This is a genomic window from Ruegeria sp. R14_0 (genome assembly GCF_017743975.1).
Lineage (GTDB): Bacteria > Pseudomonadota > Alphaproteobacteria > Rhodobacterales > Rhodobacteraceae > Ruegeria.
In genome coordinates, this window is the sequence record NZ_JAGHRC010000001.1 from 367,765 (window position 1) to 392,959 (window position 25,195).

At 58.3% G+C, this 25,195-nt stretch carries 29 protein-coding genes; 19 read left to right on the forward strand and 10 right to left on the reverse strand.

What is annotated here, in order from left to right; genetic code table 11:
• The first annotated feature begins 123 nt into the window (after nt 1–123).
• From J7416_RS01790 to J7416_RS01830, 9 genes are all read left to right on the forward strand, one after another.
• Nucleotides 124–879, forward strand: coding sequence for an N-formylglutamate amidohydrolase (locus J7416_RS01790; protein ID WP_247744074.1), 756 nt, complete (start codon nt 124–126; stop codon nt 877–879).
• Nucleotides 876–1,460 carry a TRAP transporter small permease subunit gene (locus tag J7416_RS01795; RefSeq protein WP_348540241.1) on the forward strand — a complete coding sequence of 195 codons (585 nt, stop codon included), beginning with the start codon at nt 876–878 and terminating at the stop codon, nt 1,458–1,460. Before J7416_RS01790 ends, J7416_RS01795 begins: the two co-directional genes overlap by 4 nt.
• Nucleotides 1,457–2,776, forward strand: coding sequence for a TRAP transporter large permease subunit (locus J7416_RS01800; RefSeq protein ID WP_209222500.1), 1,320 nt, complete (start codon nt 1,457–1,459; stop codon nt 2,774–2,776). The genes J7416_RS01795 and J7416_RS01800 overlap by 4 nt, the downstream gene beginning before the upstream one ends.
• 51 nt (nt 2,777–2,827) lie before the next feature.
• On the forward strand, nt 2,828–3,862 hold the full coding sequence (locus tag J7416_RS01805) for a TRAP transporter substrate-binding protein (RefSeq protein WP_209222502.1): 1,035 nt from the start codon (nt 2,828–2,830) through the stop codon (nt 3,860–3,862).
• Between the two features lie 91 nt (nt 3,863–3,953).
• Nucleotides 3,954–5,306 (forward strand): glutamine synthetase family protein, encoded by a 1,353-nt coding sequence (locus J7416_RS01810; protein ID WP_209222504.1) that lies wholly within the window; start codon nt 3,954–3,956, stop codon nt 5,304–5,306.
• Nucleotides 5,307–5,397: 91 nt separating this feature from the next.
• On the forward strand, nt 5,398–6,780 hold the full coding sequence (locus J7416_RS01815) for an aldehyde dehydrogenase family protein (protein ID WP_209222506.1): 1,383 nt from the start codon (nt 5,398–5,400) through the stop codon (nt 6,778–6,780).
• Between the two features lie 66 nt (nt 6,781–6,846).
• The gene (locus J7416_RS01820) at nt 6,847–7,992 is read left to right on the forward strand and encodes an iron-containing alcohol dehydrogenase (RefSeq protein ID WP_209222508.1); all 1,146 of its coding nucleotides are present in this window, start codon (nt 6,847–6,849) and stop codon (nt 7,990–7,992) included.
• A gap of 74 nt (nt 7,993–8,066) precedes the next feature.
• Complete coding sequence (locus tag J7416_RS01825) at nt 8,067–8,906, forward strand: DMT family transporter (protein ID WP_209222510.1); 840 nt, start codon at nt 8,067–8,069, stop codon at nt 8,904–8,906.
• 68 nt (nt 8,907–8,974) lie between these two features.
• The gene (locus J7416_RS01830; protein WP_209222512.1) at nt 8,975–9,745 is read left to right on the forward strand and encodes an alpha/beta hydrolase; all 771 of its coding nucleotides are present in this window, start codon (nt 8,975–8,977) and stop codon (nt 9,743–9,745) included.
• An 18-nt stretch (nt 9,746–9,763) separates the two neighbouring features.
• On the opposite strand, the gene J7416_RS01835 is transcribed toward J7416_RS01830, so the two are convergent.
• Nucleotides 9,764–10,045, reverse strand: coding sequence for a hypothetical protein (locus J7416_RS01835; RefSeq protein ID WP_209222514.1), 282 nt, complete (start codon nt 10,043–10,045; stop codon nt 9,764–9,766).
• 359 nt (nt 10,046–10,404) lie between these two features.
• Here J7416_RS01835 and J7416_RS01840 point away from each other — a divergent pair, with 359 nt between their 5' ends.
• Complete coding sequence (locus J7416_RS01840; protein WP_209222516.1) at nt 10,405–10,755, forward strand: helix-turn-helix transcriptional regulator; 351 nt, start codon at nt 10,405–10,407, stop codon at nt 10,753–10,755.
• Nucleotides 10,756–11,026: 271 nt separating this feature from the next.
• On the opposite strand, the gene parE is transcribed toward J7416_RS01840, so the two are convergent.
• A complete protein-coding gene (gene parE, locus J7416_RS01845) occupies nt 11,027–12,985 on the reverse strand; it encodes a DNA topoisomerase IV subunit B (RefSeq protein ID WP_209222518.1) in 1,959 nt (652 codons plus the stop codon).
• A gap of 113 nt (nt 12,986–13,098) precedes the next feature.
• Nucleotides 13,099–13,938: a 5'-methylthioadenosine/S-adenosylhomocysteine nucleosidase gene (locus J7416_RS01850; RefSeq protein WP_209222520.1), complete on the reverse strand. Its 840-nt coding sequence runs from the start codon at nt 13,936–13,938 to the stop codon at nt 13,099–13,101.
• Between the two features lie 144 nt (nt 13,939–14,082).
• Between J7416_RS01850 and J7416_RS01855 the strand changes: the two genes are divergently transcribed.
• A complete protein-coding gene (locus J7416_RS01855) occupies nt 14,083–14,691 on the forward strand; it encodes a peroxidase-related enzyme (RefSeq protein WP_209222522.1) in 609 nt (202 codons plus the stop codon).
• 6 nt (nt 14,692–14,697) lie between these two features.
• Here J7416_RS01855 and J7416_RS01860 read toward each other — a convergent pair whose 3' ends face one another.
• Nucleotides 14,698–15,573 carry an alpha/beta hydrolase gene (locus J7416_RS01860; protein WP_209222524.1) on the reverse strand — a complete coding sequence of 292 codons (876 nt, stop codon included), beginning with the start codon at nt 15,571–15,573 and terminating at the stop codon, nt 14,698–14,700.
• Between the two features lie 180 nt (nt 15,574–15,753).
• Here J7416_RS01860 and ppk2 point away from each other — a divergent pair, with 180 nt between their 5' ends.
• Both ppk2 and J7416_RS01870 read left to right on the forward strand, forming a co-directional pair.
• A complete protein-coding gene (ppk2, locus tag J7416_RS01865; protein WP_247744118.1) occupies nt 15,754–16,623 on the forward strand; it encodes a polyphosphate kinase 2 in 870 nt (289 codons plus the stop codon).
• Between the two features lie 115 nt (nt 16,624–16,738).
• Nucleotides 16,739–18,103: an MATE family efflux transporter gene (locus tag J7416_RS01870; protein ID WP_209223803.1), complete on the forward strand. Its 1,365-nt coding sequence runs from the start codon at nt 16,739–16,741 to the stop codon at nt 18,101–18,103.
• Here J7416_RS01870 and J7416_RS01875 read toward each other — a convergent pair whose 3' ends face one another.
• Nucleotides 18,104–18,505 carry a hypothetical protein gene (locus J7416_RS01875; RefSeq protein WP_209222528.1) on the reverse strand — a complete coding sequence of 134 codons (402 nt, stop codon included), beginning with the start codon at nt 18,503–18,505 and terminating at the stop codon, nt 18,104–18,106.
• A gap of 12 nt (nt 18,506–18,517) precedes the next feature.
• A complete protein-coding gene (locus J7416_RS01880) occupies nt 18,518–19,720 on the reverse strand; it encodes a pyridoxal phosphate-dependent aminotransferase (protein WP_209222530.1) in 1,203 nt (400 codons plus the stop codon).
• A gap of 91 nt (nt 19,721–19,811) precedes the next feature.
• Here J7416_RS01880 and J7416_RS01885 point away from each other — a divergent pair, with 91 nt between their 5' ends.
• From J7416_RS01885 to J7416_RS01895, 3 genes are all read left to right on the forward strand, one after another.
• Nucleotides 19,812–20,201 (forward strand): helix-turn-helix domain-containing protein, encoded by a 390-nt coding sequence (locus J7416_RS01885; protein ID WP_209222532.1) that lies wholly within the window; start codon nt 19,812–19,814, stop codon nt 20,199–20,201.
• Nucleotides 20,201–20,458 carry a succinate dehydrogenase assembly factor 2 gene (locus J7416_RS01890; RefSeq protein WP_209222534.1) on the forward strand — a complete coding sequence of 86 codons (258 nt, stop codon included), beginning with the start codon at nt 20,201–20,203 and terminating at the stop codon, nt 20,456–20,458. The genes J7416_RS01885 and J7416_RS01890 overlap by 1 nt, the downstream gene beginning before the upstream one ends.
• A gap of 78 nt (nt 20,459–20,536) precedes the next feature.
• Entirely contained in the window at nt 20,537–21,034 is a 498-nt protein-coding gene (locus J7416_RS01895; RefSeq protein WP_209222537.1) for a winged helix DNA-binding protein, read from the forward strand.
• Here the strand turns inward: J7416_RS01895 and J7416_RS01900 are convergent.
• Genes J7416_RS01900 through J7416_RS01910 form a run of 3 tightly spaced genes read right to left on the reverse strand, consistent with a single transcriptional unit; the run spans nt 21,028 to nt 22,882 of the window.
• Nucleotides 21,028–21,756, reverse strand: coding sequence for a DUF1194 domain-containing protein (locus tag J7416_RS01900; RefSeq protein ID WP_209222539.1), 729 nt, complete (start codon nt 21,754–21,756; stop codon nt 21,028–21,030). The two genes, J7416_RS01895 and J7416_RS01900, sit on opposite strands and share 7 nt — an antisense overlap.
• Nucleotides 21,753–22,457: a DUF1194 domain-containing protein gene (locus J7416_RS01905; RefSeq protein ID WP_209222541.1), complete on the reverse strand. Its 705-nt coding sequence runs from the start codon at nt 22,455–22,457 to the stop codon at nt 21,753–21,755. Before J7416_RS01905 ends, J7416_RS01900 begins: the two co-directional genes overlap by 4 nt.
• The gene (locus J7416_RS01910) at nt 22,454–22,882 is read right to left on the reverse strand and encodes a VOC family protein (protein ID WP_209222543.1); all 429 of its coding nucleotides are present in this window, start codon (nt 22,880–22,882) and stop codon (nt 22,454–22,456) included. Before J7416_RS01910 ends, J7416_RS01905 begins: the two co-directional genes overlap by 4 nt.
• A 176-nt stretch (nt 22,883–23,058) precedes the next feature.
• On the opposite strand from J7416_RS01910, the gene thyX reads away from it, so the two are divergent.
• Both thyX and J7416_RS01920 read left to right on the forward strand, forming a co-directional pair.
• Nucleotides 23,059–23,970: an FAD-dependent thymidylate synthase gene (gene thyX, locus J7416_RS01915; protein ID WP_209222545.1), complete on the forward strand. Its 912-nt coding sequence runs from the start codon at nt 23,059–23,061 to the stop codon at nt 23,968–23,970.
• Nucleotides 23,971–24,030: 60 nt separating this feature from the next.
• Nucleotides 24,031–24,342: a hypothetical protein gene (locus tag J7416_RS01920; protein WP_209222547.1), complete on the forward strand. Its 312-nt coding sequence runs from the start codon at nt 24,031–24,033 to the stop codon at nt 24,340–24,342.
• An 82-nt stretch (nt 24,343–24,424) separates the two neighbouring features.
• Here the strand turns inward: J7416_RS01920 and J7416_RS01925 are convergent, their stop codons facing one another.
• Nucleotides 24,425–24,631, reverse strand: a complete 207-nt coding sequence (locus tag J7416_RS01925) for a cold-shock protein (RefSeq protein WP_008758035.1) — start codon at nt 24,629–24,631, stop codon at nt 24,425–24,427.
• A gap of 216 nt (nt 24,632–24,847) precedes the next feature.
• On the opposite strand from J7416_RS01925, the gene J7416_RS01930 reads away from it, so the two are divergent.
• Nucleotides 24,848–25,165 (forward strand): ArsC/Spx/MgsR family protein, encoded by a 318-nt coding sequence (locus J7416_RS01930; RefSeq protein WP_209223804.1) that lies wholly within the window; start codon nt 24,848–24,850, stop codon nt 25,163–25,165.
• Nucleotides 25,166–25,195 lie beyond the last annotated feature (30 nt).

Genomic DNA, 25,195 nt, shown 5'->3' on the forward strand with positions numbered 1-25,195 from the left:
TGTGAATATTTTTTCAGCAAGTTCAAGAGTGGTGAATTTTGTACAGGAAAATTATTGACAGGTTAAGGTCTCATGTGGAAATTTTTCCACACTCGGGCTTTCTAGGAATCGCAGGGCAGAAACTTGGACTTTGGAACAGTCGTTCACACTGACATGACAGATGGCCCCTTTTCGGTGGTGCTGGTCTGCGAACACGCGTCCAATCGCATCCCCAAGTTTCTTGGGGACATGGGGTTGTCCCAGGATGCGCTGCGCAGCCATATCGCATGGGATCCAGGGGCGCTGTCCGTGGCGCAGGGGATCGCCAAGCGCATGTCGGCCCCGCTGGTGCATGGCGGTGTGTCGCGGCTGGTCTATGACTGCAATCGTCCGCCCGAATCCCCCGGAGCAATGCCAGAACGCAGCGAGGATTATCGGATTCCCGCCAATATCGGGCTGTCCGAACAGGATCGTCAGCACCGGGTCGAGGGGATCTACAGGCCTTTCACCAAAGCGCTGTCTGATCTGATTGCCGAAAACCGCGGAACGCTTGAGCTTATGGTGACAATCCACAGCTTTACGCCCGTTTACCATGGCCAGAAACGCGAGGTTGAACTGGGCGTGCTGCATGGTGCCGATGACCGGTTCGCGCGGGTCATGATGGCGGCGGTGCCAACGGATCAGCCCTTTGTGACCCGTTTGAACGAGCCGTACTCGGCCGCAGATGGTGTCGCCCACACCTTAGACGCGCAGGCCGTATCACAGGGCCTGCCAAACGTCATGATCGAGATACGCAACGACCTGATCCAGACACCCCAACAGCAAGAGGCGATGGCCGACTACTTGGTGTCATGGTTACAGCAGAGCCTCGTGGAATTTCAAAAAGAGGGCGCGGCGTGATCAAAGCAATGGCGGCATATGTTCGGATCGTCGATGCGGTCAACTACCGGATTGGCCGGGTCATGATGTGGGGTCTGTTCGTGATGATGGGCATCCTGCTGTGGTCCTCGATCTCGAAAACCTTCTTTCTGCCGTCGCTCTGGACGCTGGAAATGGCGCAGTTCGCGATGGTGACCTATTACATCCTGGGCGGCCCGTACTCGGTACAGGCTGGGGAAAGCGTGCGGATGGACCTGTTCTATCACAACTGGAGCCCGCACCGAAAAGCCTGGTTCGATGCGATCACGGTTCTGCTTCTGATCTTCTATCTGGGCGTACTGTTCTACGGCGGACTTGGGTCAACCGCCTATAGCCTTGGGTATTGGGGGGACGAGCCGGTTTCCTACTTTGTCGGCCTGCTGACTGGCAGCGAAGAGATCGGCCGGCTTGAACGTTCTTCGACGGCGTGGCGGCCTTATATCTGGCCGATCAAGTCCATCATGGTGTTCGGCTTTTTCCTGATGCTGCTGCAGGCGATATCGGAATTCTTCAAAGACATAGCCCGGATCAACGGGCAGGAAATCGGGGTCTCACGGGCATGAGCCAGGAATATATCGCCATCTTCATGTTCGCGCTGATGATGCTGATGCTGTTTACAGGTCAGCGTGTCTTTGGCGCGATCGGAGCAGTGGCCACCATTGCCGCGTTGGCCCTATGGGGTACAGGCGGGCAAGACATCACATTCTCAGCCGCGATGAAGCTGATGAAATGGTATCCGCTGCTGACGCTGCCGATGTTCATTTTCATGGGATATGTCCTCAGCGAGAGCCGCCTTGCAGATGACCTTTACCGGATGTTCCACGTCTGGATGGGGCCGATCAATGGTGGGTTGGCGATCGGTACGATCGGGCTGATGGTGCTTGTGTCCGCGATGAATGGCCTTAGCGTTGCGGGCATGGCGATTGGTGCAACCATTGCGCTGCCCGAACTGCTGCGGCGCGGCTATGACAAAACCATGGTGACCGGTGTCATTCAGGCCGGGTCCAGTTTGGGCATCCTTGTGCCGCCATCTGTGGTGCTGGTGCTGTATGCGATGATCGCGCGTCAACCTGTCGGGCAGCTCTGGCTGGCCGGTATCGTTCCGGGCTTGATGATGGCCGCTTTGTTCATCCTCTACATCTGGATCCGCTGCCGCATTCAGCCCCAGCTTGGCCCCGCCATGGAAGACGCACATGAAGTGTCGCGGGCCGAGAAAATCCGTCTGTTGGGGGCAGGGGTGCTGCCGCTGGTCATTTTCGCCGCCATGATGGTGCCCTTTGTGAACGGCTGGACCTCGCTCGTGGAAAGCTCGGCCATCGGGGCGCTGACCGCCTTGTTCGTCTCGGTCGTAAAGCGGCGGATGACGTGGAAGATCTTTGAAGACTGCACAAAGCAGACACTGATGATCTCATGCATGTTCATGTGGATCATTCTGGCAGCGCTGGGCTTTGGGGCTGTGTTCGACGGGTTGGGCGCGGTGAAGGCCATCGAGAACCTGTTCACGGATCAGCTCGGCCTGTCGCCATGGATGATCCTGATCCTCATGCAGCTCAGCTTTATCGTGATGGGCACGTTTCTGGACGATACCGCGATGCTGGTGATCGTGGCCCCGCTGTATGTCCCCTTGGTCGGTGAGCTGGGTTTTGATCTGATCTGGTATGGTGTGCTCTACACGATCACCACACAGATCGCCTATATGACCCCGCCGTTCGGCTATAACCTGTTTCTGATGCGCGCGATGGCACCGCCTGAGATCAGCCTGAAGGACATCTACACCTCGATCTTTCCTTTTGTCGCGGTGATGGTGCTGGCGCTGACGATCGTCATGATTTTCCCGGAGCTCGCCCTGTGGCTGCCCGGATATGTCTATGGAAATTAACAAGAATGCCCGGCGAACGGGCACCGAAACTTTAACGGAGAGGAAATTGACATGACAACAAGACGTAAGTTTTTGAAAACCGCCGGGGTTGGCGTTGCGGCGGCACCGCTGGCAACACCCGCGCTGGCGCAGAGCACGATCACGTGGCGGATGCAGACCTATGCCGGAGCGGCGCTGGCCGAGCACGTGATTGATCCCGCGATCAAGATGTTCAACCAGATTGCCGGCGACCGGATGCAGATCGAACTTTTCTATGCCGATCAGCTGGTCCCCACCGGAGAGTTGTTCCGGGCGATGCAGAAGGGCACGATCGACGCGGTGCAGTCGGACGATGACTCGATGGCGTCACCGACCGAAGTGACCGTGTTCGGCGGGTACTTCCCATTTGCGTCGCGCTATTCGCTGGACGTGCCCGTGCTGTTCAACCAGTGGGGCCTGAACGAGATCTGGGACGAGGAATACTCGAAGGTTGGCGTCAAACACATCAGCGCCGGGGCATGGGACCCGTGCCACTTTGCGACCAAGGACCCAATCAACTCGCTGGAAGACATGAAGGGCAAACGTATCTTCACCTTCCCGACAGCGGGCCGCTTCCTGTCGCAGTTCGGCGTCGTGCCGGTGACCCTGCCGTGGGAAGACATCGAAGTCGCGGTTCAGACCGGCGAGCTGGACGGTATCGCCTGGTCGGGTATCACCGAAGACTACACCGTTGGGTGGGCCGACGTGACCAACTACTTCCTGACCAACAACGTGTCGGGCGCATGGGCGGGTCACTTCTTTGCCAATATGGATCGCTGGAACGAACTGCCCGAGGATTTGCAGACCCTGTTCAAGGTATGCTGTGACCAATCGCACTACTATCGTCAGTGGTGGTATTGGGGCGGCGAGGCCAACCTGCGCGTCAACGGCACCAAGATGCAGCTGACAACGATCCCAGACGAGGAATGGGCGACCGTCGAGGAAGCCGCCGTCAAATTCTGGGATGAAATCGCTGCAGAGTCGGAAACCAAGGCAAAGGTCGTCGACATCTTCAAGCGCTACAACGCCGAAATGCTCAAGGCCGGTCGGCCTTACCGCTACGGCTAACGCAAAAGAACCGGTCCGTTCTCGAACGGGCCGGTTGCCATAAGAACTTTGAACTTTCGACCAGAATACGCGCACTTGCCAGAGGTATCTCATGCTGACACTGGAGCATCTAAAGACACAGGTTTCTGCCGGGGACATCGACACCGTGCTGGTTTGCATGGTCGATATGCAGGGGCGTTTGATGGGCAAACGGTTCCATGCCGGTCATTTTGTGGCCGGTGCCTGGGAAGAGACCCATTGCTGTAACTACCTGCTGGCCACAGATCTCGAGATGGCGACGCCCGACGGCTACGCGGCGACCAGCTGGGAGCGCGGCTATGGCGACTATGTCATGAAGCCCGACCTAAACACTCTGCGCCCGGTACCATGGCTGGAAGGTACAGCTATGGTGATGTGTGATGTGCTGGATCACCACACGCACGAAGAAGTGCCACACGCACCGCGGTCCATTCTGAAAAAGCAGGTGAATCGGCTGAAAGCCATGGGATACGACGCCATGTGCGCGACTGAGCTGGAGTTCTTTCTATTCGAAAAGAGCTTTGACCAGATCCGCAAGGAGGGGTTCCGCGATCTGGAGCCGATCTCGGGCTATAACGAAGACTATCACATCCTGCAGACCACCAAGGAAGAGCATGTGATGCGACCGATCCGCAACCATCTGTGGGATGCGGGGATACCGGTTGAGAACTCGAAGGGCGAGGCCGAGACCGGGCAAGAAGAGCTGAATATCAAGTACGCGCCAGCCATGGACACGGCCGAGTATCACTCGATCGCAAAAAACGCGGTGAAAGAGATCGCCTGGCAGCACGGTCATGCGGCGACATTCCTGCCGAAATGGCATCATGACAAAGTTGGCAGTTCCTCGCACGTACACCAGTCGCTTTGGGCCGATGGCAAGCCTGTATTCTACGATGAAGCGGATGAATTGGGCATGTCGGCGCTGATGAAGAACTATATGGCGGGACTGTTGAAGTATGCCGCTGACTATACCTATTTCATGGCCCCTTACATCAACAGCTATAAGCGGTTCATGAAAGGAACGTTTGCGCCCACGCGGATCATTTGGTCGGTGGACAACCGAACCGCCGGGTTCCGCCTGTGTGGCGATGGTACAAAGGCGGTGCGGGTTGAATGCCGTATCCCGGGCTCGGACATGAACCCCTATCTGGCGATTGCCGGGATGCTGGCCGCCGGGATTGCAGGGATCGAGGAAGGGCTGGAGTTGCAGGCGCCGACCAAGGGCGATGTGTATCAGGGCGAAACAGGCATGATCCCCGCCAACCTGCGCGCGGCGCGGGATGCGCTGCATGGATCGGGGATGTTACGAGCGGCAATGGGCGACGACGTGGTCGATCACTATGCCCGGGCGGCAGAAGTCGAAATCGAAGAGTTTGAGCGTGTGGTGACCGATTGGGAAATCGCGCGTGGGTTTGAACGCGCTTAGAGGGCTGGCTGGGGGCTCTGCCCCCAGACCCCCGGGATATTTTAGGCCAGATGAAGCAGGGGATCCTGCTGTCATTCGAAATGGAGTGAAGATGGGGCAGATGTTGAAATGTGTCTCGCCGATTGATGGATCGGTTTTTGCAGAACGTGAGGTTCTGTCGCGGGAAGCCGCCTTTGAGGCAGCGGCGCGGGCGCGGGCAGCGCAAGGCGACTGGGCGGCGCGGCCGTTGCAGGAGCGGACTGATCTGGTGATGGCGGGCGTCGCCGCAGTTGGTGCGATGAACGACGAGATCGTGCCCGAGCTGGCGCATATGATGGGGCGTCCGGTACGCTATGGCGGTGAATTTGGTGGCTTTCATGAGCGCGCCAGCCACATGGCTGAGATTGCTGAGACGTCTCTGGCCGATATCGCAGTGGGTGAGGATGAGACCTTCAAGCGGTACATCAAGCGTATCCCGCATGGCGTCGTGTTCGTGGTCGCACCTTGGAATTATCCTTACATGACGGCGATCAATACAGTGGCTCCGGCGCTGATTGCGGGGAATACCGTGGTCCTGAAGCATGCCACACAAACGCTGCTTGTGGGTGAGCGGATGGCCAGGGCTTTCCACTCGGCCGGTGTGCCCGAGGATGTGTTTCAGAACGTGTTCCTGAGCCATGACGTGACCAACGATCTGATCGCAGGCAATGCGTTTGACTTCGTGAATTTCACCGGCTCGGTCGGTGGCGGTCAGGCGATGGAGCGTGCAGCGGCGGGGACGTTCACCGGTGTCAGCACTGAACTGGGTGGCAAAGACCCTGGCTATGTCATGGAGGACGCCGATTTGGACGCGGCCGTAGATACTCTGATCGACGGGGCCATGTTCAATTCGGGTCAGTGCTGCTGCGGGATCGAACGGATCTACGTCCATGAAAGCCTATATGACGCGTTCGTTGCCAAGGCAGTTGAGGTTGTGAAGGGCTATAAACTGGGCAATCCGCTGGATTCGGAGACCACGATTGGGCCGATGGCCAATGTGCGCTTTGCCGATGAGGTGCGCGCCCAGATCGCTGAGGCGGTTGAGGCCGGTGCCGTTGCCCATATTGAAACCTTCCCCGAGGATGATGGCGGGGCTTACCTGACGCCGCAAATCCTGACCAACGTCACGCACGACATGCGTGTGATGCGGGATGAAAGCTTTGGGCCGGTTGTTGGTATCATGAAGGTATCTTCGGATGACGAGGCGATTGCGTTGATGAACGATAGCGAGTTCGGTCTGACCGCCAGTTTGTGGACCCGTGATGTGGATCGCGCCGCCAAAGTGGGTGACCGGATTGAAACCGGGACCGTATTCATGAACCGGGCCGACTATCTGGACCCGGGTCTTTGCTGGACCGGGTGCAAGAACACCGGACGCGGCGGCGGCCTTTCCGTTATCGGCTATCACAACCTGACACGTCCTAAATCCTACCACCTCAAGAAGGTCACGGGCTAAGGGCACCGGCCTGCTCTGGTCATCCCCCTCGCCAGAGCAGGCATTAATCAACAAAGGAAACCTGACATGTCACTTGTTGGAAACTGGTCGTACCCGACCGCAATCAAATTCGGGGCAGGGCGCATTAAGGAACTGCCCGAGGCCTGTGCGGCAGCCGGCATGAGGCGGCCCTTGCTGGTCACTGACAAGGGACTGGCAGATCTGCCGATCACCACAGCCACGCTGGATATTTTGGACGCCGCTGGTTTGGGCCGTGGTCTGTTCAGCGACGTCGACCCGAATCCGAACGAAAAGAACCTTGAGGCCGGTGTCGCGGCCTATGACGCGGGTGGCCATGATGGGGTGATCGCCTTTGGCGGCGGCTCGGGGCTGGATCTGGGGAAGATGGTGGCCTTTATGGCCGGACAGACGCGCCCTGTTTGGGATTTCGAGGATATTGGCGATTGGTGGACTCGCGCCGATGCGGATGTCATCGCTCCGATTATCGCGGTGCCGACGACTGCGGGCACGGGGTCAGAGGTTGGTCGGGCCAGCGTCATCACCAATTCCGAGACGCACGCGAAAAAGATCATCTTCCACCCAAAGGTCTTGCCGACCGTAGTGATCTGCGACCCGGAACTGACCATTGGAATGCCCAAGTTCATCACGGCGGGCACGGGTCTGGATGCTTTCGCACATTGCGTCGAGGCCTATTCCAGCCCGCATTACCACCCGATGAGCCAGGGTATCGCGCTGGAAGGCATGCGTTTGGTCAAGGACTACCTGCCGCGCGCTTACGCCGACGGCACCGATATCGAAGCACGCGCCCAGATGATGAGCGCCGCCGCAATGGGCGCGACCGCGTTCCAAAAGGGCCTTGGTGCAATCCATGCGATGAGCCACCCAGTTGGTGCGGTGTTCAACACCCACCACGGCACGACCAACGCGGTTTGTATGCCCGCCGTGCTGGACTTTAACGCGTCTGCTATCGCGGATCGCTTTCGGGTCGCAGCGGCCTATCTGGGTATCGATGGCGGATTTGACGGCTTCCGCGCCTTTGTGCAGGAGTTCAATGATGCGTTGAGCATTCCACGGCGACTGTCCGATCTGGGTGTCACCGAAGCCGCGATCCCGGAATTGGTCCAAGGTGCGATCATTGATCCATCCTGTGGCGGCAACCCGATCGAACTGAATGAGGCCAATCTGACAGACCTGTTCAAAGCCGCGTTGTGATTGACCCAAGGTTATGCAACTAAAGGGGCCGGTCCGGTTCTCGGGCCGGCTTTTTCTATGCGAAAGGTTCGGATGTGACCCCGTTTGTCATTGCCATCATTCTGACGGCAGCGCTGTTGCATGCGGTTTGGAACGCAATTGTCAAAACCGCAGCTGACCGGACCACGACTCTGGGCCTGGTCGCGTTCGGGCATGTCATTCCAGCGACGGTGATGGTTCTGCTCTTGCCGCTGCCCAGTGCCGAAAGCTTTCCGTACATCCTGATCTCGACCGTCGTGCATTTCGGCTATTACTACATGCTGGGCAAAGCCTATCAGCACGGCGATCTCAGTGTCGTCTACCCCATCGCACGCGGTATCGTGCCCGCGCTGGTCGCGCTTTGGGCAATGGTGCTGGTGGGTGAGGTTCTGCCGCTGCAGGCGTGGGGTGGCATCGCCCTGATCGCGCTGGGCATCCAACTGAGCAGTTGGAGCGCCCTGCGCTCGGGCGTGGGCCGCTGGGCCTTAGGGTTCGCGCTGGGCACGGGGTTCTGCATTTCGATCTATTCGGTCGTTGACGGCATTGGCGTTCGGCTCTCGGGCAATACGCTCAGCTACTGGGCCTGGGGCGCATTCCTGCACTTGTTCATCGCGGGGTTCGTGGGGATCAAAAAGCGCAACACGCTGGCTGGCCTTCCGCCTAAGACATGGATGATCGGCATTCTGGGCGGATTGGTTTCGATGGCGGCCTATGGGCTGGTGCTCTACGCCAAAAACTTCGCGCCACTGGGGGCGGTTTCCGCGCTGCGCGAAACCTCGGTGATCTTCGCGGCGCTGATCGGGTTTGTCTTCCTGCATGAGGGCAACTGGATGCGCCGTCTGGGCGCTGCGGTTCTGATGGCCATTGGTGTCGCGCTGATCGGCATGGCCGTCTGATCCCGACGCTCTTGCCGTCTGCGCCCTGTCTCTCTCATACTGAGGGCAAGCGATGATGGAGCGTTTTGATGACCAAAGAGATTGTTCTTATCCACGGGGCCTTTGCCGGGCCGTGGTGCATGAAAGACTACGCCGACTTCTTTACCGCGCGGGGCTGGACGGTGCATACGCCTGCGCTGCGCTATCACGGTGGAGACCCCAAGGCCGAACCCGACCCGCGCCTGACCGACACCAGCGTTATGGATTATGCCGATGACATCGCGGCCTTCGTGCAGGGGCTGGACAGCAAACCCGTGCTGCTGGGCCACGCCATTGCGGGCGTGGTGGCGCAGCAGGTGGCCTCGCGCGGATTGGCCAGCGCCATCGTCCTGATCAACCCGAACGCCGCATGGGGGACGCTGCCCGAAACCGACGACGAACGCGCTATCCCGCGCGCGCTGATGGAGGGCGGCGCGTTCTGGAAACAGCCCATGCGGGTCGAGTTCGACTTGATGGCCCCCTTCGCGCTGAACAAAATGCCCGAGGCGCAGCAGCATGAGGTCTTCGACCAGCTGGGTGCAGAAAGCGGGCGGGTTATGTTCGAGATGTTCTTCTGGATGTTCGATGACCACCACGCGATGAAGGTGGATATCGACAAGGTCGAGTGCCCGGTGCTGATCGTCTCGGGCACCGAGGACCGGGCCGTGAACCCCAACACCTGCCGTGCGCTGGCCGAGCTGTACGGGGACCGCGCGACATTTCTGCCCATGGAAAACCACGCGCATTTCCTGTTCATGGAACCCGACTGGGAAGGTCCGGCCGGACAGATTGCGGACTGGCTGGAGGGGAAGCTGGGCTGATACGCCCGGCTTTTGGGTTCAGCGATTAATGTTAATACCGCTCTCCGGTTGCCACCTCATGAGACCGTCGCTCCCTTTTCTACACCGCAAAAGGTGTTCTTCACGCGCACTGGACGTTTCGGTCACGTTGTTTTTGCCAGAGATCACGACATAGGCGTCCGCCGAATACGCCAAGCCGTTGTAATAGCAGAACCGCAACTCTGCCCCGACCGGAATAGGCGACGCGCCAATCAACGACTGCTGCGCGCCTGCCTGACTGGCCAGCAAGGCAAAGGCCAGCCCGAGGGTTAGTGATTTCATGTTGTCCTCCCGTTCGAAAAATATGTTCGTTCAAATTGGGTCTGGGACGCTCGGATCCTCAAATTTTGTTCTTGGATGACAATTGCGCGCAAGTGTGAACGGGATCAACGGGTTAGGCAAGGGGGGTGTTTTGAGACGCTTTTGAGAAAGTGTAGCCGGTGATTACCGACTCGACGATAAGATGTCTCCAAAAAGGCCGATTTTGCGTTAAGTTATGGGTTGCTTATTATATAATAGGTTGTTATATAATAAGGGAGCCCGAAAATCGGCGCTCAACTACTCAAAAAGAGGCAACTGATCAAGGAGATAGAGATGAATCAAAGAAACTACCCAATAGGAGTTCCAGCGAGGAGGCCATGATGTCTTCTCTTCTAATTGGAGCTTTCCAAGTCGACGTACTGAACGCTGTGAAGCAACTAGGAGAAAATGCTTACGGAATGCGTATTAGAGATCAGATATCCGAGGAATTTGAACGGGATGTGCACATGCCGCAGATTTATGCTGCGCTGTCACGTCTAGTTAAGCTTGGGTTGCTGACATCCGACTTGGATGAAAAACAATCTGCAGGCCAAAGAGGCCGAACCCGTCGCGTATATAAGCTTAGCGCGGACGGTCTGCAGGTTTTAAGTGACGGAGTTCGGGACTCTCGCGGCGCGAGAAAACAGGAGCTTTTCATTTATGGAAAGCAAAATGAGGCCACGTCGGCCTAAAAAATGGACGATGCGGTTGGTCTCAGCTGTAACGTTCTTAGAAGACGACCGGATCGAGCGGCTGTTGGACTTTCGACAGGAGTATCGTGAAAAGTTGAAGTATAGTCGAAAGATTGCGGATAGCTTCGCACGAGCATACGCTCTTAGAACGCTATTCCACGCGTCTTGGGAAGCCTTGATTGGCTTGGCTATCGCAGGGAAGCAGATTATCTTCGGATGATGCGCTTCGGTTGGCAAAACGGGGCGAGCTCATCAGCTTGCCCCGCTTTCCTCAAACATCCAACTCTTCCACAAACCGCGCGTTCTCTTGAATGTATTGGAACCGCAGTTCGGGTTTTTTGCCCATCAGGCGCTCGACCAGATCGCCGGTCTCGCCGGGTTCGTCCTCGTCGATGGTGACCCGGATCAGTTTGCGCGAGGCCGGGTCCATCGTGGTCTCTTTCAGGTCCTTGGCGTCCATTTCGCCCAGCCCCTTGAAGCGCGAGACGTCGATTTTGCCTTTGCCGCCCAGACCTTTCTCAAGCCACTCGTCGCGCTCGGCCTCGTCGAGGCAATAGACGCGTTTGGCGCCCTGGGTCAGGCGATAGAGGGGCGGGCAGGCGAGGTACAGGTGGCCTGCGTCGATCATCGGGCGCATCTGGGTGAAGAAGAACGTCATCAGCAGCGAGGCGATATGCGCCCCGTCCACATCCGCGTCGGTCATGATGATGATCTTGTCATAGCGCAGGTCGTCGACGTTGAACTTGGTGCCGAGGCCCACACCCAGAGCCTGCGTCAGGTCGTTGATCTCGGCATTGGTGCCCAGTTTCGAACTGGCCGCGCCCAGCACGTTCAGGATCTTGCCGCGCAGGGGCAAAAGGGCCTGCGTTTTGCGGTTGCGACCCATTTTTGCAGAACCGCCCGCAGAATCCCCTTCGACGATGAATAATTCGGTTCCGTCGCGTGTTGAACTAGAACAGTCCACCAACTTGCCGGGGAGACGAAGTTTCTTAGTGGCGGACTTACGTTGTGTTTCCTTCTCGGCGCGTCGGCGCAGGCGTTCTTCGGCCCTCAGAATGAGGAAGTCGAGGATCGCGCCGGCAGATTTCGTGTCCGCGGCCAGCCAGTTGTCGAAATGGTCGCGGACCGAGTTTTCGACCAGCCGCTGCGCCTCAACCGTCGCCAGACGGTCTTTGGTCTGGCCCACGAATTCCGGCTCGCGGATGAAACAGCTGACCAGAGCGCAGCCGCCGGTGATCAGATCATCGCGGGTGATCTGTGCGGCCTTCTTGTTGTTGATCAACTCGCCGTAGGCCTTGATCCCCTTGAGGATCGCGGCCCAGAACCCCGCCACATGCGTGCCGCCTTCGGGGGTGGGGACGGTGTTACAGTAGGACTGGATGAACCCGTCGCGCGAGGGCGTCCAGTTGATCGCCCATTCGACCTTGCCCGGAGTGCCGAATTTCTCCTGAAAGTCCACGGTACCGGCAAAGGGTTGCTCGGCATAGGTGGACGAGCCGTTCATCGTTTCTTTTAGATAGTCCGAAAGGCCGCCAGGGAAGTGGAATGTGGCTTCGGTCGGAGTTTCGCCGTCGTCGATGGCGGATTTCCAGCGAATCTCGACGCCCGAGAACAGGTAGGCCTTGGAGCGGATCGATTTGAACAGCCGCGCCGGTTTGAACTTGTGGTGGCCGAAAATATCCGCATCGGCGTGGAAGGTCACTGTCGTGCCGCGCCGGTTCGGGGCCGCGCCGACCTTTTCCACCGGACCTAGTGGAACACCGCGTGAAAACCGCTGTTCGAACAGCTGCTTGTCGCGTGCCACCTGCACGACCATCGAATCCGACAGAGCGTTCACCACAGACGCACCCACGCCGTGCAGACCGCCCGAAGTTTGATAGGCCTTGCCCGAGAATTTACCGCCCGCGTGCAGGGTGCACAGGATCACCTCAAGCGCTGATTTGTCCGGAAACTTGGGATGCGGATCAATAGGGATGCCGCGCCCGTTGTCGCGCACTGTCAGGGCGTAATCGTCGTGCAGCTCAACCTCGATCCGGTTGGCGTGGCCGGCAACCGCTTCGTCCATCGAGTTATCGAGGATCTCGGCCACCATATGGTGCAACGCGCGCTCATCGGTGCCGCCGATATACATGCCCGGTCGTTTGCGGACCGGTTCCAGACCTTCAAGCACCTCGATGGACGAGGCGTCATAAGTTGTGGTCGCTTCTGGCGTCAACAGATCGTCGGGCATGGGTGCTGCTCTTGTTTTTCGGTTTGGTCCCATTATGGCAGGTGATGTGTCCGGGGGAAAGAGGGGCGCGAGGTGTTGTGGGCAAATGGGGGGCTCGGGGGAAAATTGGCCGCTCAATCAAGCTCTTTCAGGAAGGCTTCGACCATGTCCGCCAGATTGCCGCCTGCCAGAGACATAAAGATTTCAAACTGGTTTGACCCAGACTCTGCGCCAGCCAGGTCCGACAGGGCGCGGAAAGCCAGGAAGGGAACATCGTGCACGTCGGCAACCTGGGCGATTGCAGCCGTTTCCATGTCCATCACCCGAGCATTAAAGGTCGTATGCGCCCATTCCCGGAACTGTGCGTTGTCGACAAAGGCAGTGCCCGAAACGCCACCCCCGCCGACATGAATTTGCGGCACATGCGCTAGGTGCTGACCATCTGGTGCTGCGGTGGACAGCGTCAATTTACTGGCCGCCGCTTTGGCCGCGTCCAGAAATGCCTCGTTGGCCGGAAACCAGAACCGGCTGTTGCCATGTCCGGCCAGTTCTTCGAACACGCCGAGGTTAATGGTGTGCATCATTCCGAAATTTGCAAAGTCCGAGGATAGGAAAGGCGGCAGCTCGTAACCGTTGTCGGTTTCGCGGGCGAAAGCCATTTCCATGTACTGGCCCCACCGAACCGGAACCGCGATGTCACCGATGGAGAGTTCGGGGTCGGCACCGCCCGCGACGCCAGAAACAACAATACCCCCGATGTTGAAGTGGTCCAGCGCAAGCTGCGTCGTCATCGCCGCATTTACCATCGACACGCCCGAGGAAAACACGACCACCGGATGACCGGCCAAGGTGCCCAGCACAAAGTCGGTCTTTGCATGCCTGACGGTTTGGGCATCTTGAATTCTGCTGCGCGGGATCTCGATCTCGGGCTCAAAAGCCGAGATGAGGGCTATTCGGGCGGTCTGATCAGTCATGGGAATCCTGAACTCTGTTTGGGGTCTGGTGAAGTTTGGCAGCTGCATGTTCCGGCGGCAAGCGTGGCGACCACTGTTAGCTCGCCCAAAGCGAAAGGTCAGACTAAGGTGCTGAGACTCGTCACGAATTGGGCAGGAGGGATCATGAGCTGGATTAAGACGGTGCCGTTCGAACAGGCCTCGGGCAAGCTGAGAAAGCTGTACGACCGGGTGACCGGGCCGGGCAATAATGTGGACAACATCATGATGGTGCATTCGCTGCGCCCCCATTCGATGGAAGGTCACATGGTGTTGTACAAGAATGTTCTGCACCATTCTGCCAACACGATCCCGAAATGGTTTCTAGAGGTGCTGGGCGTTTGGGTCAGCGCGTTGAACAAATGCGCGTATTGCGTCGAACATCACTACCGCGGCCTGCAACGCCTGCTGAACGACCAGGAACGCAGTCAGGCCATCCGCTCGGCGATTGAGACGGGCGCGCCCGAGACAGCCCCGCTGGATGCCGCTCAGGTGGCCGCCATGCACTATGCGCGCAAACTGACCGAGGCCCCGGCCGAGATGACAGAGCAAGATATCACGGCCTTGCGTGCGGCGGGGTGGGACGACGGAGATATCCTCGAAATCAATCAGGTCAGCGCCTATTTCGCCTATGCAAACCGGACGGTTCTTGGCTTGGGGTGTTCGACCAACGGGGATGTTCTGGGGTTGTCGCCGAACAATTCGGATGACCCGTCGGACTGGGGGCATCGCTAACGGGGTCTAGCGCGCGATCCAATCCGTGATGGCCTGCGCCACCGCTGTGGGCTGCTGGTGGTGAAGCCAGTGATCTGCGTTCGGAATATCAATGCGTGTCAGGTCGGGCGCGAACTCTTCCAGGCCTTCTGTCGACTCCGGCAACAGGGCTTTGTCGTCGCGCCCCCACAGCAGCAGATGGGGACAACGCACCATCAGCCGATCTTTCGGAAGCTCGGGCACATCGGTTCGCGGCTCGCCGGGTTTTGCGACCACCAAAGGTGAGGCGCGATACCAATTCAGCATTGCCTCAAGTCGTCCGGGCCGCGCCCATTCTGTGCGGTAGTCTTGCATTTGTGCATCCGACAGCCAGTCGGTGCCCATGCCAAAGCGAAAGAACTTCTCAAGCTTGGCAAAATTGTCCGCAGCCAAATGCGTGGCTGCATCAGGCGCACGTAAGGCGTTGATGTATTGCGATGCCTCGGATTGCGCACCTCCGGCGGCCATGGCGCGTTGGAACGGTGCAGGGTGCACCCCGTTTGCGATGATCAATCGGCTGACCAGTTCCGGGCGAAACATGGCCAACCCATAGGCGACCGAAGCCCCCCAGTCGTGGCCAAGCACGGTAACGGGATGGCTCAGCCTGTCGATCAACGCTGCCATGTCGGTAACCAATTTGGACAGGGCGTAGTGCCCGATGCCTTCCGGAGCCCAGCTTTGTCCATACCCACGTTGATCGGGGGCGACGCAGTAGAAGGTCGTGCTCAGATACGGTGCCAGATCGCGCCACGCCCCGCCGTATTCCGGGAACCCGTGCAGCATCAAAAGGGGCGGCAGGTCGGGATCGCCCCAACTGCGCACAAGAAACCTTTGGCCGTTGAGATCAGTGAAATTGCTTTCCATGCCCTAAGCCCTGTTTTGAACCCGAAAAAATGCGTTTGAAAGATGCAGCAGTTTGACACCAATCAAAGCGTGTTTTCCGCCATTGTGCTAGCCGTTTTCCCGGACCGTGAAACAAGGAGAAGCTGAATGGAAACAGTGGTGCAGATTGACAAGACCCAAGCCCCGGCAAACGTTGCAGCGATGGCTGAGGCCAAGCCAGCCGAGCCCAGCCCGGAACGAATCCGTCAGGCCTTTGAAAGCGGTAAGTATCCCTATGGCCGCAAAATGGCGCGCAAAACCTATGAGGTTGAAAAGGCGCAGCTGCAGGCAGAATTGCTTAAGGTGCAGCTGTGGGCGCAAGAGACCGGCCAACGGTTTGTCCTGCTGTTCGAAGGGCGCGACGCCGCGGGCAAGGGCGGTACGATCAAACGGTTCATGGAACATCTCAACCCAAGGCAAGCGCGCGTCGTTGCGTTGAACAAGCCAACCTGGGAAGAGAAGGGCCAGTGGTATTACCAGCGCTACATTCAGGAGCTGCCCACTGTCGGAGAAATGGTTTTCTACGACCGGTCCTGGTACAACCGCGCCGGGGTTGAACGCGTGATGGGCTTCTGTTCGCCCAACGAATACCTCGAGTTCATGCGTCAGACGCCCGAGTTGGAGCGGATGTTGGTGCGCTCAGGCATCCAGCTTTACAAGTACTGGTTTTCGGTCACGCAACCCGAACAGCAGCGCCGCTTCAAAAGCCGTGAAACCGATCCACTGAAACAGTGGAAGCTGTCGCCAATCGACAAGGCCAGCCTGGACAAGTGGGAAGACTACACCGAAGCCAAAGAGGCCATGTTCTTTTACACCGACACCGCTGACGCGCCGTGGACCATTATCAAGTCAAACGACAAGAAGCGCGCCCGTCTGAACACGATGCGGCATTTCCTTTCCACGCTGGATTATCCGGACAAGAATCAAGACGTCGTTGGTGCGCCGGACCCCCTGATCGTCGGGCAGGCGCATCACGTGATCCATCGCTCGGAGCATATCCTGGGGAATTCACTGCATCCTGAAACTCCTTGAGGCAAGCGCCCGCCGCATCCTTGTAAGAGTTTCGGTAGCGGACTATCGAGTCTCGATTTGAAATTTCATCGATCCCCTCTTGTCCCGGCCTCGGGCCGGGCATATGGCTGATGCGATGAACAAGGTGATGACATATGGTGGCCACTTCAAGGCCATTGCCGTGCTGGGCCTGCCGCTGGTCGGCGGGCATCTGGCCCAATTTGCGATTGGGTTGACGGATACCGTCATGTTGGGCTGGTACGGGGTCGAGGCGCTGGCCGCCGTGACGCTGGCCAGCAGTTATTTCTTTGTTTTGTTCCTGTTCGGCGCGGGGTTCGGCTGGGCGGTGATGCCTATGGTGGCGACCGCAGCGGCAGAAGAGGACGAAACAAGCATCCGCCGATCCACCCGGATGGGGCTGTGGCTGTCGCTGATCTATACCGCCGTGATGATGCCCATGCTGTGGTGGTCCTATCCCATTTTCCTGTTGCTCAAACAGGATCCGCAGGTGGCTGCAACCGCTGCGGAATACCTGCGCGTCGCGGGGTGGGGATTGTTCCCCGCGCTGTTCGTGATGGTGCTGAAATCCTATCTGGCCGCGTTAGAGCGCACCCAGATTGTGCTTTGGATCACTGTGCTTGCGGCCGTGGTGAATGCGCTGACGAACTATGCACTGATCTTCGGCAACTGGGGGGCGCCTGAGCTGGGTGTGATGGGTGCGGCCATCGCATCCGTCGTCACGCAGCTGGTGTCCCTGATCTGCGTGGTGATCTACGCGGTGCGCGTGCTGCCCGAACACGGCTTGTTCCAGCGCTTTTGGCGACCCGATTGGGAGTTCTTCTTTAGCGTCCTGCGTCTGGGTGTGCCGATTGGTCTGACAACTTTGTCCGAGGTCAGCCTGTTTGCCATGTCGGCCATCATGATGGGCTGGCTGGGGCAGGTGCCACTGGCGGCGCATGGGATTGCGCTGAACCTCGCATCGGCGACGTTCATGGTGCATCTGGGTTTGTCCAATGCGGCAACGATCCGGGCCGGGAACGCGTTAGGACGCAAGGACCGCCCACATCTTGAGCGGGGCGCGATTGCGGTGACCATAATGTCTCTGGTGGTTTCGGTCCTAACCGTGATCCTGTTCCTGACCTGTGCCGAGCCATTGATTTCCCTGTTCATGGAGCCCGATGATCCGCAGCGATCAGAGATCCTGCTGATCGGTACCGGCCTTCTGGCGATGGCAGCATTGTTCCAATTGGTGGACGGCGCGCAAGTGATCGCCCTGGGACTGCTGCGTGGGTTGCAGGATGCCAAGATTCCGATGGTCATGGCCGCGCTCAGTTATTGGGGCGTGGGGATCACGTCCTCGTACTACTTCGGCTTCGTGCGCGGGATGGACGGCGTCGGCGTTTGGCTGGGCCTGGTTCTGGGCCTGGCCTGTGCAGCGGTGCTTTTGATGGCGCGGTTCTGGATGCGTTCTCTTCGGGCCGTTGGTGTACCGGCCCAGTAGTCAGCCTTTGCTGAACCGATCCGCTTTTTTGCGTACCAAAACGGTGCGCAAGTCGTGCATCGCCAGCAGCAGTCTGTCCGTCACATCCTCTAACTGTTCCTCGGTCGCCTTGGACTGCGCCCATTGTGTGGTCAGGTTCAGATAGTCGACGGCACGGTGAATGTCATCGATGTCGCGCTGGGCCAACAGAGCTTTGCGCGCGTCCATCCAGCGGGCGATCTCGGCCTTGTCTGCGTCAGACAAGACGCGCTGTCCCTGCGGCTTCACCTCGCCGTTGCGGATGTTTATGACCGCGATCTGGTCCATCTCGATCCGGCGCTGGCGGTTTTCGGTGTCGATCTTGAAAACCGCCGCACCGTTTTCCCGGACGCGAAAATAGTACTCGGGCAGGTCCGCTGTCATTGGCGCCTCCGATCAGGTCAGGGCCGCGCAGAACTTCTGTATGCGCGTGCAGGCTTCGGTCAAAGCTTCGTCCGAGGTTGCGTAGCTGACCCGGAAGTTCGGCGACAGGCCAAAGGCCGCGCCAAAGACGACCGCGACATCGGCCTCTTCCAGCAATGCCGTGACAAAAGCCTCGTCCGAGTCGATCACGGTGCCCGCGGGCGTGGTCTTGCCCATCAATCCGGCGATCGAGGGATAGACGTAAAACGCCCCCTCGGGGGTCGGGCAGGAGATGCCTTCGACCTCGTTCAGCATGCGGACCACCAGATCCCGGCGGCGTTTGAACTTTTCATTGTTGGGTGCCAGAAAAGCCTGCGTGCCGTTCAGGGCCTCGACCGCCGCCCACTGGCTGACCGAGCAGGGGTTCGACGTCGACTGAGACTGAATCTTGCGCATCGCGGCAATGATCTCGACCGGACCGGCCGCATAGCCGATGCGCCAGCCAGTCATGGCATAGGCTTTGGACACACCGTTGCAGGTCAGGGTTCGGTCATAGAGGCCGGGTTCGACCTCGGCCGGGGTGCAGAACTCGAACCCGTCATAGGCCAGATGCTCGTACATATCGTCCGACATCACCCAGACATGCGGATGGCGCATCAGAACGTCGGTCAGCTCTTTCAGCTCTTCTCGGCTATAGCCTGCTCCGGTGGGGTTGGACGGCGAGTTGAAGATAAACCATTTGGTTTTGGGCGTGATCGCCGCCTCAAGCTGATCGGCGGTCAGTTTGAAGTTGGTCTGCAGCGACGTTTCCGCAATCACCGGCGTACCACCCGCCAGCAGAACCATATCGGGGTAGCTGACCCAATAGGGGGCGGGGATGATGACCTCGTCGCCTTCATTCATCGTGGCCATCAGCGCGTTGTACAGCGTCTGCTTGCCGCCGGTTCCAACCGAGATCTGCGCGGGCGTGTAATCCAGCCCATGATCACGCTTCATCTTTGCACAAGCGGCCTGTTTCAGTTCGGGGATGCCGTCAGGCGCGGTGTATTTCGTCTTGCCCGCGGCGATGGCCGCGACCGCTGCGTCCTTGATATTCTGCGGGGTGTCGAAGTCCGGCTCACCTGCGCTGAGGCCAATGACATCGCGCCCGGCAGCTTTCAGCTCGGCCGCTTTTGCCGTGATTGCAATGGTGGGCGACGGCTTCACGCGTGACAGTGTCGCAGAAAGGAAACTCATGGTCGGCCTCGGTTTGTATGTTCAGCCTGACTGTCATAGGGTGCGCCCGAATGACGATCAAGCAGTATGAATGCAAGAGCTGGAGACCCCGATGAACGACGACAACGACTGGTATGGGCCGGACGCCGCGACATTTGGGGACAGGCTGGCCGGTGCGCGCGAAGCGGCAGGGATGACGCAGGCCCAGATGGCGCGTCGACTGGGGGTCAAAAAGACCACCATTGCGGCCTGGGAAAACGATTTGTCCGAGCCGCGAGCAAACCGTCTGTCGATGATGGCGGGTATGGTCAACGTGTCGATCATGTGGCTGCTGACTGGCGAAGGCGAGGGCATGGACGCCCCGGCCGAAGCCACAGAAGGCGCGCCCGAATTGTCTGAAGTCGTGGCTGAACTGCGCGCAATCCGCGGAGAAATGCGCGCCAGCGCCGAACGGGCGGCCAAACTGGAGAAACGTCTGCGCCTTATGTTGGAGCAGAGCTAGTGAGCGAACCTCGGGATATTCGCATCAAACGTCTGAAAATGCGTTCGATGCGGCGTGGGATCAAGGAGATGGATTTGATCCTTTCAGCTTATGCTGATCAGAACCTGGGGGCGATGGATGCCTCGGGTTTGGATGTCTATGACGCGTTGCTGCATGAAAACGATCAGGACCTGTATCAGTGGGTTACCGGGCAGGTTCAACCACCCGAAACCTATTCCAGTCTGATTTCTGACATCGCGCAAACCTTTCAAAAGTAACAGAAAGTCCGGCTTAACCGATTTTTCGGGATTTCGATTCATTCTGCCTGAAACAGTGCGACTGAATCGGAGGGTCGGATGAGTATGGAAATGCAGGTCTCCGCGCCGGGAACCAAAGGGTTCATGACCAGCTACCTTGAGGCGCTTGCGCTCGTGGAACGGCTACACCGGCTGCTTTTGGACGTGATCAAGGATGAATTCGAGCGGGTCGGCGTGTTGGAAATCAACGCTGTTCAGGCGTTGTTATTGTTCAATATTGGCGATCACGAAGTGACCGCTGGCGAGCTGAAAAGCCGGGGCTACTATCAAGGCAGCAACGTCAGCTACAACCTGAAAAAGCTGGTCGAAATGGGCTATATGCACCACCAGCGGTGCGAGATCGACCGACGGTCGGTGCGCGTACGATTGACGCCCCGCGGGCGCGAAATTCGTGACATCGTCTCCGAGCTGTTTTCGCGTCATGCCGAGGGGTTGCAATCCCGCGGTGTATTGGGCCTGGAAGGCATTGACGACATCACCACCTCGCTGCGGCGGGTCGAGCGGTACTGGACGGATCAAATCCGCTATATCTACTGATCAAAGGGCAAGGCCTCCGAGGCGTCGGACAAGGTCAGGCCTTGCAACTCGCGGACCAGTTTTCGGGTCATCGCCTCTTCATAGGCTTCAAAGCCCAAGGCGACTTCGACAAATGCACCGGGACCAAGAATGACCCACGTGTTGTAGTAGGCGGACAGCTCGCCAACCTGGACATAGCGCTTGTCACCGTGGCTGGGATCATCGGCACCGATCACCAACCCGTTGATCGTGATACCACTGTTTTCCAGCCCTTGTTTCACGCCTCTTGGGTGGGGTCCGAGGTTGTGTTTCCCGTCGCCAGACAGGTCCAGTGTCCGTTTCCAGCAGTCCTTTTGTTGCGACAGCAAATCGGCACCGAACTGCATCGCGGATCCAACGGCGGTCCCGCGTGGGGCGGTGCCTCGGGTGACCGAGTTCAATAACGTCGTGACCTGAGCAATATCTTGTTCCGTGCGAATTTCGGTCCAGCCCAGCAGCATCCGTTGGTAGTTCGTTTCGCTCCACTCAAAGATCGCCAAACGAACAGGCGCGCCTATGTCAGACAGGATCAGGCGTACCACTTCGGGTCTTTGCAAGGCAGCGGCCAAACCATCTGTCTGCAATCGGTACTCGTGGCTATCGACCGAGGCCGACACGTCCAATCCCAACGCCAGTGCCTGTCTGCACTCTGATGCTGCAGGGCTGGCCAGAACCGTCAGAACCGTGGCCAATGCGCGGATCATGGAAACCCACCGTTCTGCACTGCGCCAATCTGCAAGCCACTCAGTTCACGTTCCAACTTGCGCCGCATGGCACGTTCAAAATCCTCGAACCCCTGCGCAACCTCAAGAAAGGCACCGGGCCCGTGCAGGACGTTGTTTTCAAAGAACGGGATCAGGAACAGTTCCCCTTCGAAATCGGCGGCGTTGATCACCAGCCCGTTGACCACCACATTTTGAAACGAAAAATGCCGGTATGCCGAATCCGGCCCGTAACCGTCATTGTTTGAGCCGTCCCCGGACAAGTCGATGGTCTGAAACAGGCAGGGTGGTGCCTGCTGCAACAAGTTCGCGCCAAATGCCAGAGCGTAACCCATCGCTGTCGCCGAATCTCTGTCCGAGCGAACGGATTGCTGAACTTTCGAGGCTGCGACCAAAAGGTCGGCCTCGGTGTTGATCATGGTCCAGTTCAGAATAACGCGCTGCGTGTCGCGACCGCTCCACTCATACACAGCCAGCGCGACAGGGGCAGGTGACGAAAAAAACGCCTCGACCACTTCTGGAGCGATCAATGCGGCGGCCAGACCCTGCCGCTGCAAGGCGTCTTCGGTCTCATCCACCGAGGTCGAGATATCCATAGCCAGCGCCAGGGCAAGGCGACAGGTCTCGGCCCGAAGGGGGCTGGCCAGGACGGCCAGGCCCAATGCTATCAGCCAGCGGATCACCAGTGGCCGGTGCTTTCCATGCTGGCCCAGGGTTCTGCCGGTTCCAGTGCGTCGCCATTTTGCAGCAGCTCGACCGAGATATTGTCAGGCGAGCGGACAAACGCCATGCGCCCGTCTCGGGGCGGACGGTTGATCAGGACCCCGTTGTCCTGCAGGTGCTGGCAAACCTCATAGATATTGTCGACTCCGTAGGCGAGGTGCCCGAAATGCCTGCTGTCGCTTGGCAGGGCGTCGTCCCCGTCCCAATTGTAGGTCAGTTCGATCGGTCGGTCTTCTTGTCCCGGAGGCGCCATGAAGATCAGCGAAAAACGGCCCTGCTCACTGTCATACCGGCGAGTTTCCTTCAGGCCCAGCAGCTCATAAAACGCCATCGATTTTTCCAGATCCTTCACGCGGATCATGGTGTGAAGATATGTCAGGCCCATTTGCGGCGTCCTTTCTTTTAAGGTGATGCAATGCACCTTAGTGCGCGGGTCATTGGTGTCGAGGGGCAACCGGGACACATTTTGAGATAACCGGAATTGAGCGCACATATGGCGGTTCCTGTCAGAGAATTGCCGAGATATAGTGGTGGGCGACTCATTGCTGGAAAGGAAATTTCATGCCGCTCTCCTCTGACCAACTGGCCGAGATCGAAGCGCAGCGGGCGCAATCGCATCCAACACGCCGCGTTGTGGCTGAGGGTATGGAAGACCATCTGTATACCGCGCATCAGGTGTTGGACCACGGCTTTGTGCGCGTCATTGACTATATGGGGGACGACGCGGCGATTTGTCAGGCGGCGCGGGTATCTTACGGCAAGGGCACCAAATCGGTGCAGAACGATGAGGGCTTGATCCGCTATCTTATGCGGCACTGGCACTCGACCCCGTTTGAAATGTGCGAGATCAAGCTGCACGTCAAATTGCCTGTGTTTGTTGCGCGCCAGTGGATCCGCCACCGGACGGCAAATGTGAACGAATACTCGGCGCGTTATTCGATTTTGGACCGCGAATTCTACATCCCAGCACCAGATCACGTCGCCGCCCAGTCCGAGGTGAACAACCAGGGTCGGGGCGATGCGCTGCAGGGAGAAGAGGCGGCACGTGTGCTTGAGATACTGAAGGCAGACAGCGCGCGCTGCTATGACAATTACGAGGCGATGATCAGCCAGGATGGTCAGCAGGGACTGGCGCGCGAACTGGCGCGGATGAACCTGCCCGCCAACATCTATACGCAGTGGTACTGGAAGGTGGACCTGCACAACCTGTTCCACTTCCTGCGACTGCGCGCTGACCAGCACGCCCAGTACGAAATCCGCGTTTATGCGGACACCATGTGCAAGATCGTCGCCGACTGGGTGCCCTTCGCCTACAAAGCGTTCGAGGATTACCGTCTGGGTGCGGTGAACCTGTCGGCCCAGATGGTCGACAGCCTGCGGCGTATGCTGGCCGGTGAAACGGTGACACAGGAAAGTTCGGGTATGACCGCGCGCGAATGGCGTGAGTTTGAGGCGATTATTCGCGAGGGCTGACGCCCTTTCAGGCATAGCACTTGTCTATACATAGTGTCATGAAACTGTTACGATCGTTTCATGACATTTGCCAAACGCATCCTCTGTCTGGGCACTGCTCTGACCTTGTCGGCGCAGCCCGCGCTGGCCAAATCGCCTATTGCCGAAGTGCTGTGCGAACCGACGCCAAGGCTGCATGAAAAGCTGAAACGCCAGTTCAGTTCAACACGCGCAGCCACAGGGATACGGGGACCTGAGCAAGTAATGGAGGTTTGGACCAGCGACGCCGGCGACTGGACGATGGTTGTGACCTACGCGACCGGCACGTCCTGCATTGTTGCAATGGGCCAAGACTGGTTCACTCATGCCGAGGCAAAGCCGGCACGAGGCTAAGGTGCTCACACCCGGTGAGATTGGACAACGGCCGGAAATTGGCCGTTGGCCTGCTTTTAGTACCCGCAGATGACGGGGAACCTTACAGTGGCTTCAAATCAGCAGCCATTTGGCGGCCGTCGCGTCCGTCTTGCAACTCGTACGAGACTTTCTGATTGTCAGCGAGCCCGGTCAGACCGGACCGTTCAACGGCCGAGATATGAACAAAAACGTCCTTGCCACCTTCGTCAGGGGCAATAAACCCATAGCCTTTCGTGGTATTAAACCATTTCACGGTGCCAGTTGGCATTTCCCGTGTCTCCTTCTACTTACACGTTGTCCCACAAAATTGGTGGGGGCAGTGGTTGACGCGACCGCAAACCATCACCGCTTCGCCCACACGACGCGGCCCGGATTGCGTGTTTCGTCTTTTTCAACATTGCACGGTGAAGTAAAAAATCAAGAATTACCGAAACAAGCAGGCAAAAATGCTAAAAATTCATACAAATACAGGAGCAGCCCAAAAATGCGTCTCTATGGCCTGAAAAACTGCGATACGTGCCGCAAGGCTTTGAAAACACTGCCGGAAGCTGAATTTGTGGACGTCCGATCCCAAGGTGTTCCGGTTGAGGTGCTGGCAAAGGCGCTGGACACGTTCGGCGAAGCTTTGCTCAACACTCGGTCGACAACCTGGCGGGGATTGGACGAAGAACAGCGAGCTCAACCACCGCTGGAGTTGCTCAAGGAACACCCAACCTTGATGAAGCGCCCACTGCTCGAAAACGACGGTACGTTATTGTTGGGCTGGACCGCAGAAACCAAGACCAGCCTTGGCGTTGCCTGATCGGGCACTTATGTGTCTGTCGCAAAGATG

Bases quoted from the DNA above. Each gene is read 5' to 3' on its own strand.
- J7416_RS01800 (WP_209222500.1), top strand. From the start codon at position 1,457: ATGAGCCAGGAATATATCGCCATCTTCATGTTCGCGCTGATGATGCTG.
- J7416_RS01805 (WP_209222502.1), top strand. From the start codon at position 2,828: ATGACAACAAGACGTAAGTTTTTGAAAACCGCCGGGGTTGGCGTTGCG.
- J7416_RS01810 (WP_209222504.1), top strand. From the start codon at position 3,954: ATGCTGACACTGGAGCATCTAAAGACACAGGTTTCTGCCGGGGACATC.
- J7416_RS01815 (WP_209222506.1), top strand. From the start codon at position 5,398: ATGGGGCAGATGTTGAAATGTGTCTCGCCGATTGATGGATCGGTTTTT.
- J7416_RS01820 (WP_209222508.1), top strand. From the start codon at position 6,847: ATGTCACTTGTTGGAAACTGGTCGTACCCGACCGCAATCAAATTCGGG.
- J7416_RS01830 (WP_209222512.1), top strand. From the start codon at position 8,975: ATGACCAAAGAGATTGTTCTTATCCACGGGGCCTTTGCCGGGCCGTGG.
- J7416_RS01835 (WP_209222514.1), bottom strand. From the start codon at position 10,045: ATGAAATCACTAACCCTCGGGCTGGCCTTTGCCTTGCTGGCCAGTCAG.
- J7416_RS01840 (WP_209222516.1), top strand. From the start codon at position 10,405: ATGTCTTCTCTTCTAATTGGAGCTTTCCAAGTCGACGTACTGAACGCT.
- parE (WP_209222518.1), bottom strand. From the start codon at position 12,985: ATGCCCGACGATCTGTTGACGCCAGAAGCGACCACAACTTATGACGCC.
- J7416_RS01850 (WP_209222520.1), bottom strand. From the start codon at position 13,938: ATGACTGATCAGACCGCCCGAATAGCCCTCATCTCGGCTTTTGAGCCC.
- J7416_RS01855 (WP_209222522.1), top strand. From the start codon at position 14,083: ATGAGCTGGATTAAGACGGTGCCGTTCGAACAGGCCTCGGGCAAGCTG.
- J7416_RS01860 (WP_209222524.1), bottom strand. From the start codon at position 15,573: ATGGAAAGCAATTTCACTGATCTCAACGGCCAAAGGTTTCTTGTGCGC.
- ppk2 (WP_247744118.1), top strand. From the start codon at position 15,754: ATGGCTGAGGCCAAGCCAGCCGAGCCCAGCCCGGAACGAATCCGTCAG.
- J7416_RS01870 (WP_209223803.1), top strand. From the start codon at position 16,739: ATGAACAAGGTGATGACATATGGTGGCCACTTCAAGGCCATTGCCGTG.
- J7416_RS01875 (WP_209222528.1), bottom strand. From the start codon at position 18,505: ATGACAGCGGACCTGCCCGAGTACTATTTTCGCGTCCGGGAAAACGGT.
- J7416_RS01880 (WP_209222530.1), bottom strand. From the start codon at position 19,720: ATGAGTTTCCTTTCTGCGACACTGTCACGCGTGAAGCCGTCGCCCACC.
- J7416_RS01885 (WP_209222532.1), top strand. From the start codon at position 19,812: ATGAACGACGACAACGACTGGTATGGGCCGGACGCCGCGACATTTGGG.
- J7416_RS01895 (WP_209222537.1), top strand. From the start codon at position 20,537: ATGAGTATGGAAATGCAGGTCTCCGCGCCGGGAACCAAAGGGTTCATG.
- J7416_RS01900 (WP_209222539.1), bottom strand. From the start codon at position 21,756: ATGATCCGCGCATTGGCCACGGTTCTGACGGTTCTGGCCAGCCCTGCA.
- J7416_RS01910 (WP_209222543.1), bottom strand. From the start codon at position 22,882: ATGGGCCTGACATATCTTCACACCATGATCCGCGTGAAGGATCTGGAA.
- thyX (WP_209222545.1), top strand. From the start codon at position 23,059: ATGCCGCTCTCCTCTGACCAACTGGCCGAGATCGAAGCGCAGCGGGCG.
- J7416_RS01920 (WP_209222547.1), top strand. From the start codon at position 24,031: ATGACATTTGCCAAACGCATCCTCTGTCTGGGCACTGCTCTGACCTTG.
- J7416_RS01925 (WP_008758035.1), bottom strand. From the start codon at position 24,631: ATGCCAACTGGCACCGTGAAATGGTTTAATACCACGAAAGGCTATGGG.
- J7416_RS01930 (WP_209223804.1), top strand. From the start codon at position 24,848: ATGCGTCTCTATGGCCTGAAAAACTGCGATACGTGCCGCAAGGCTTTG.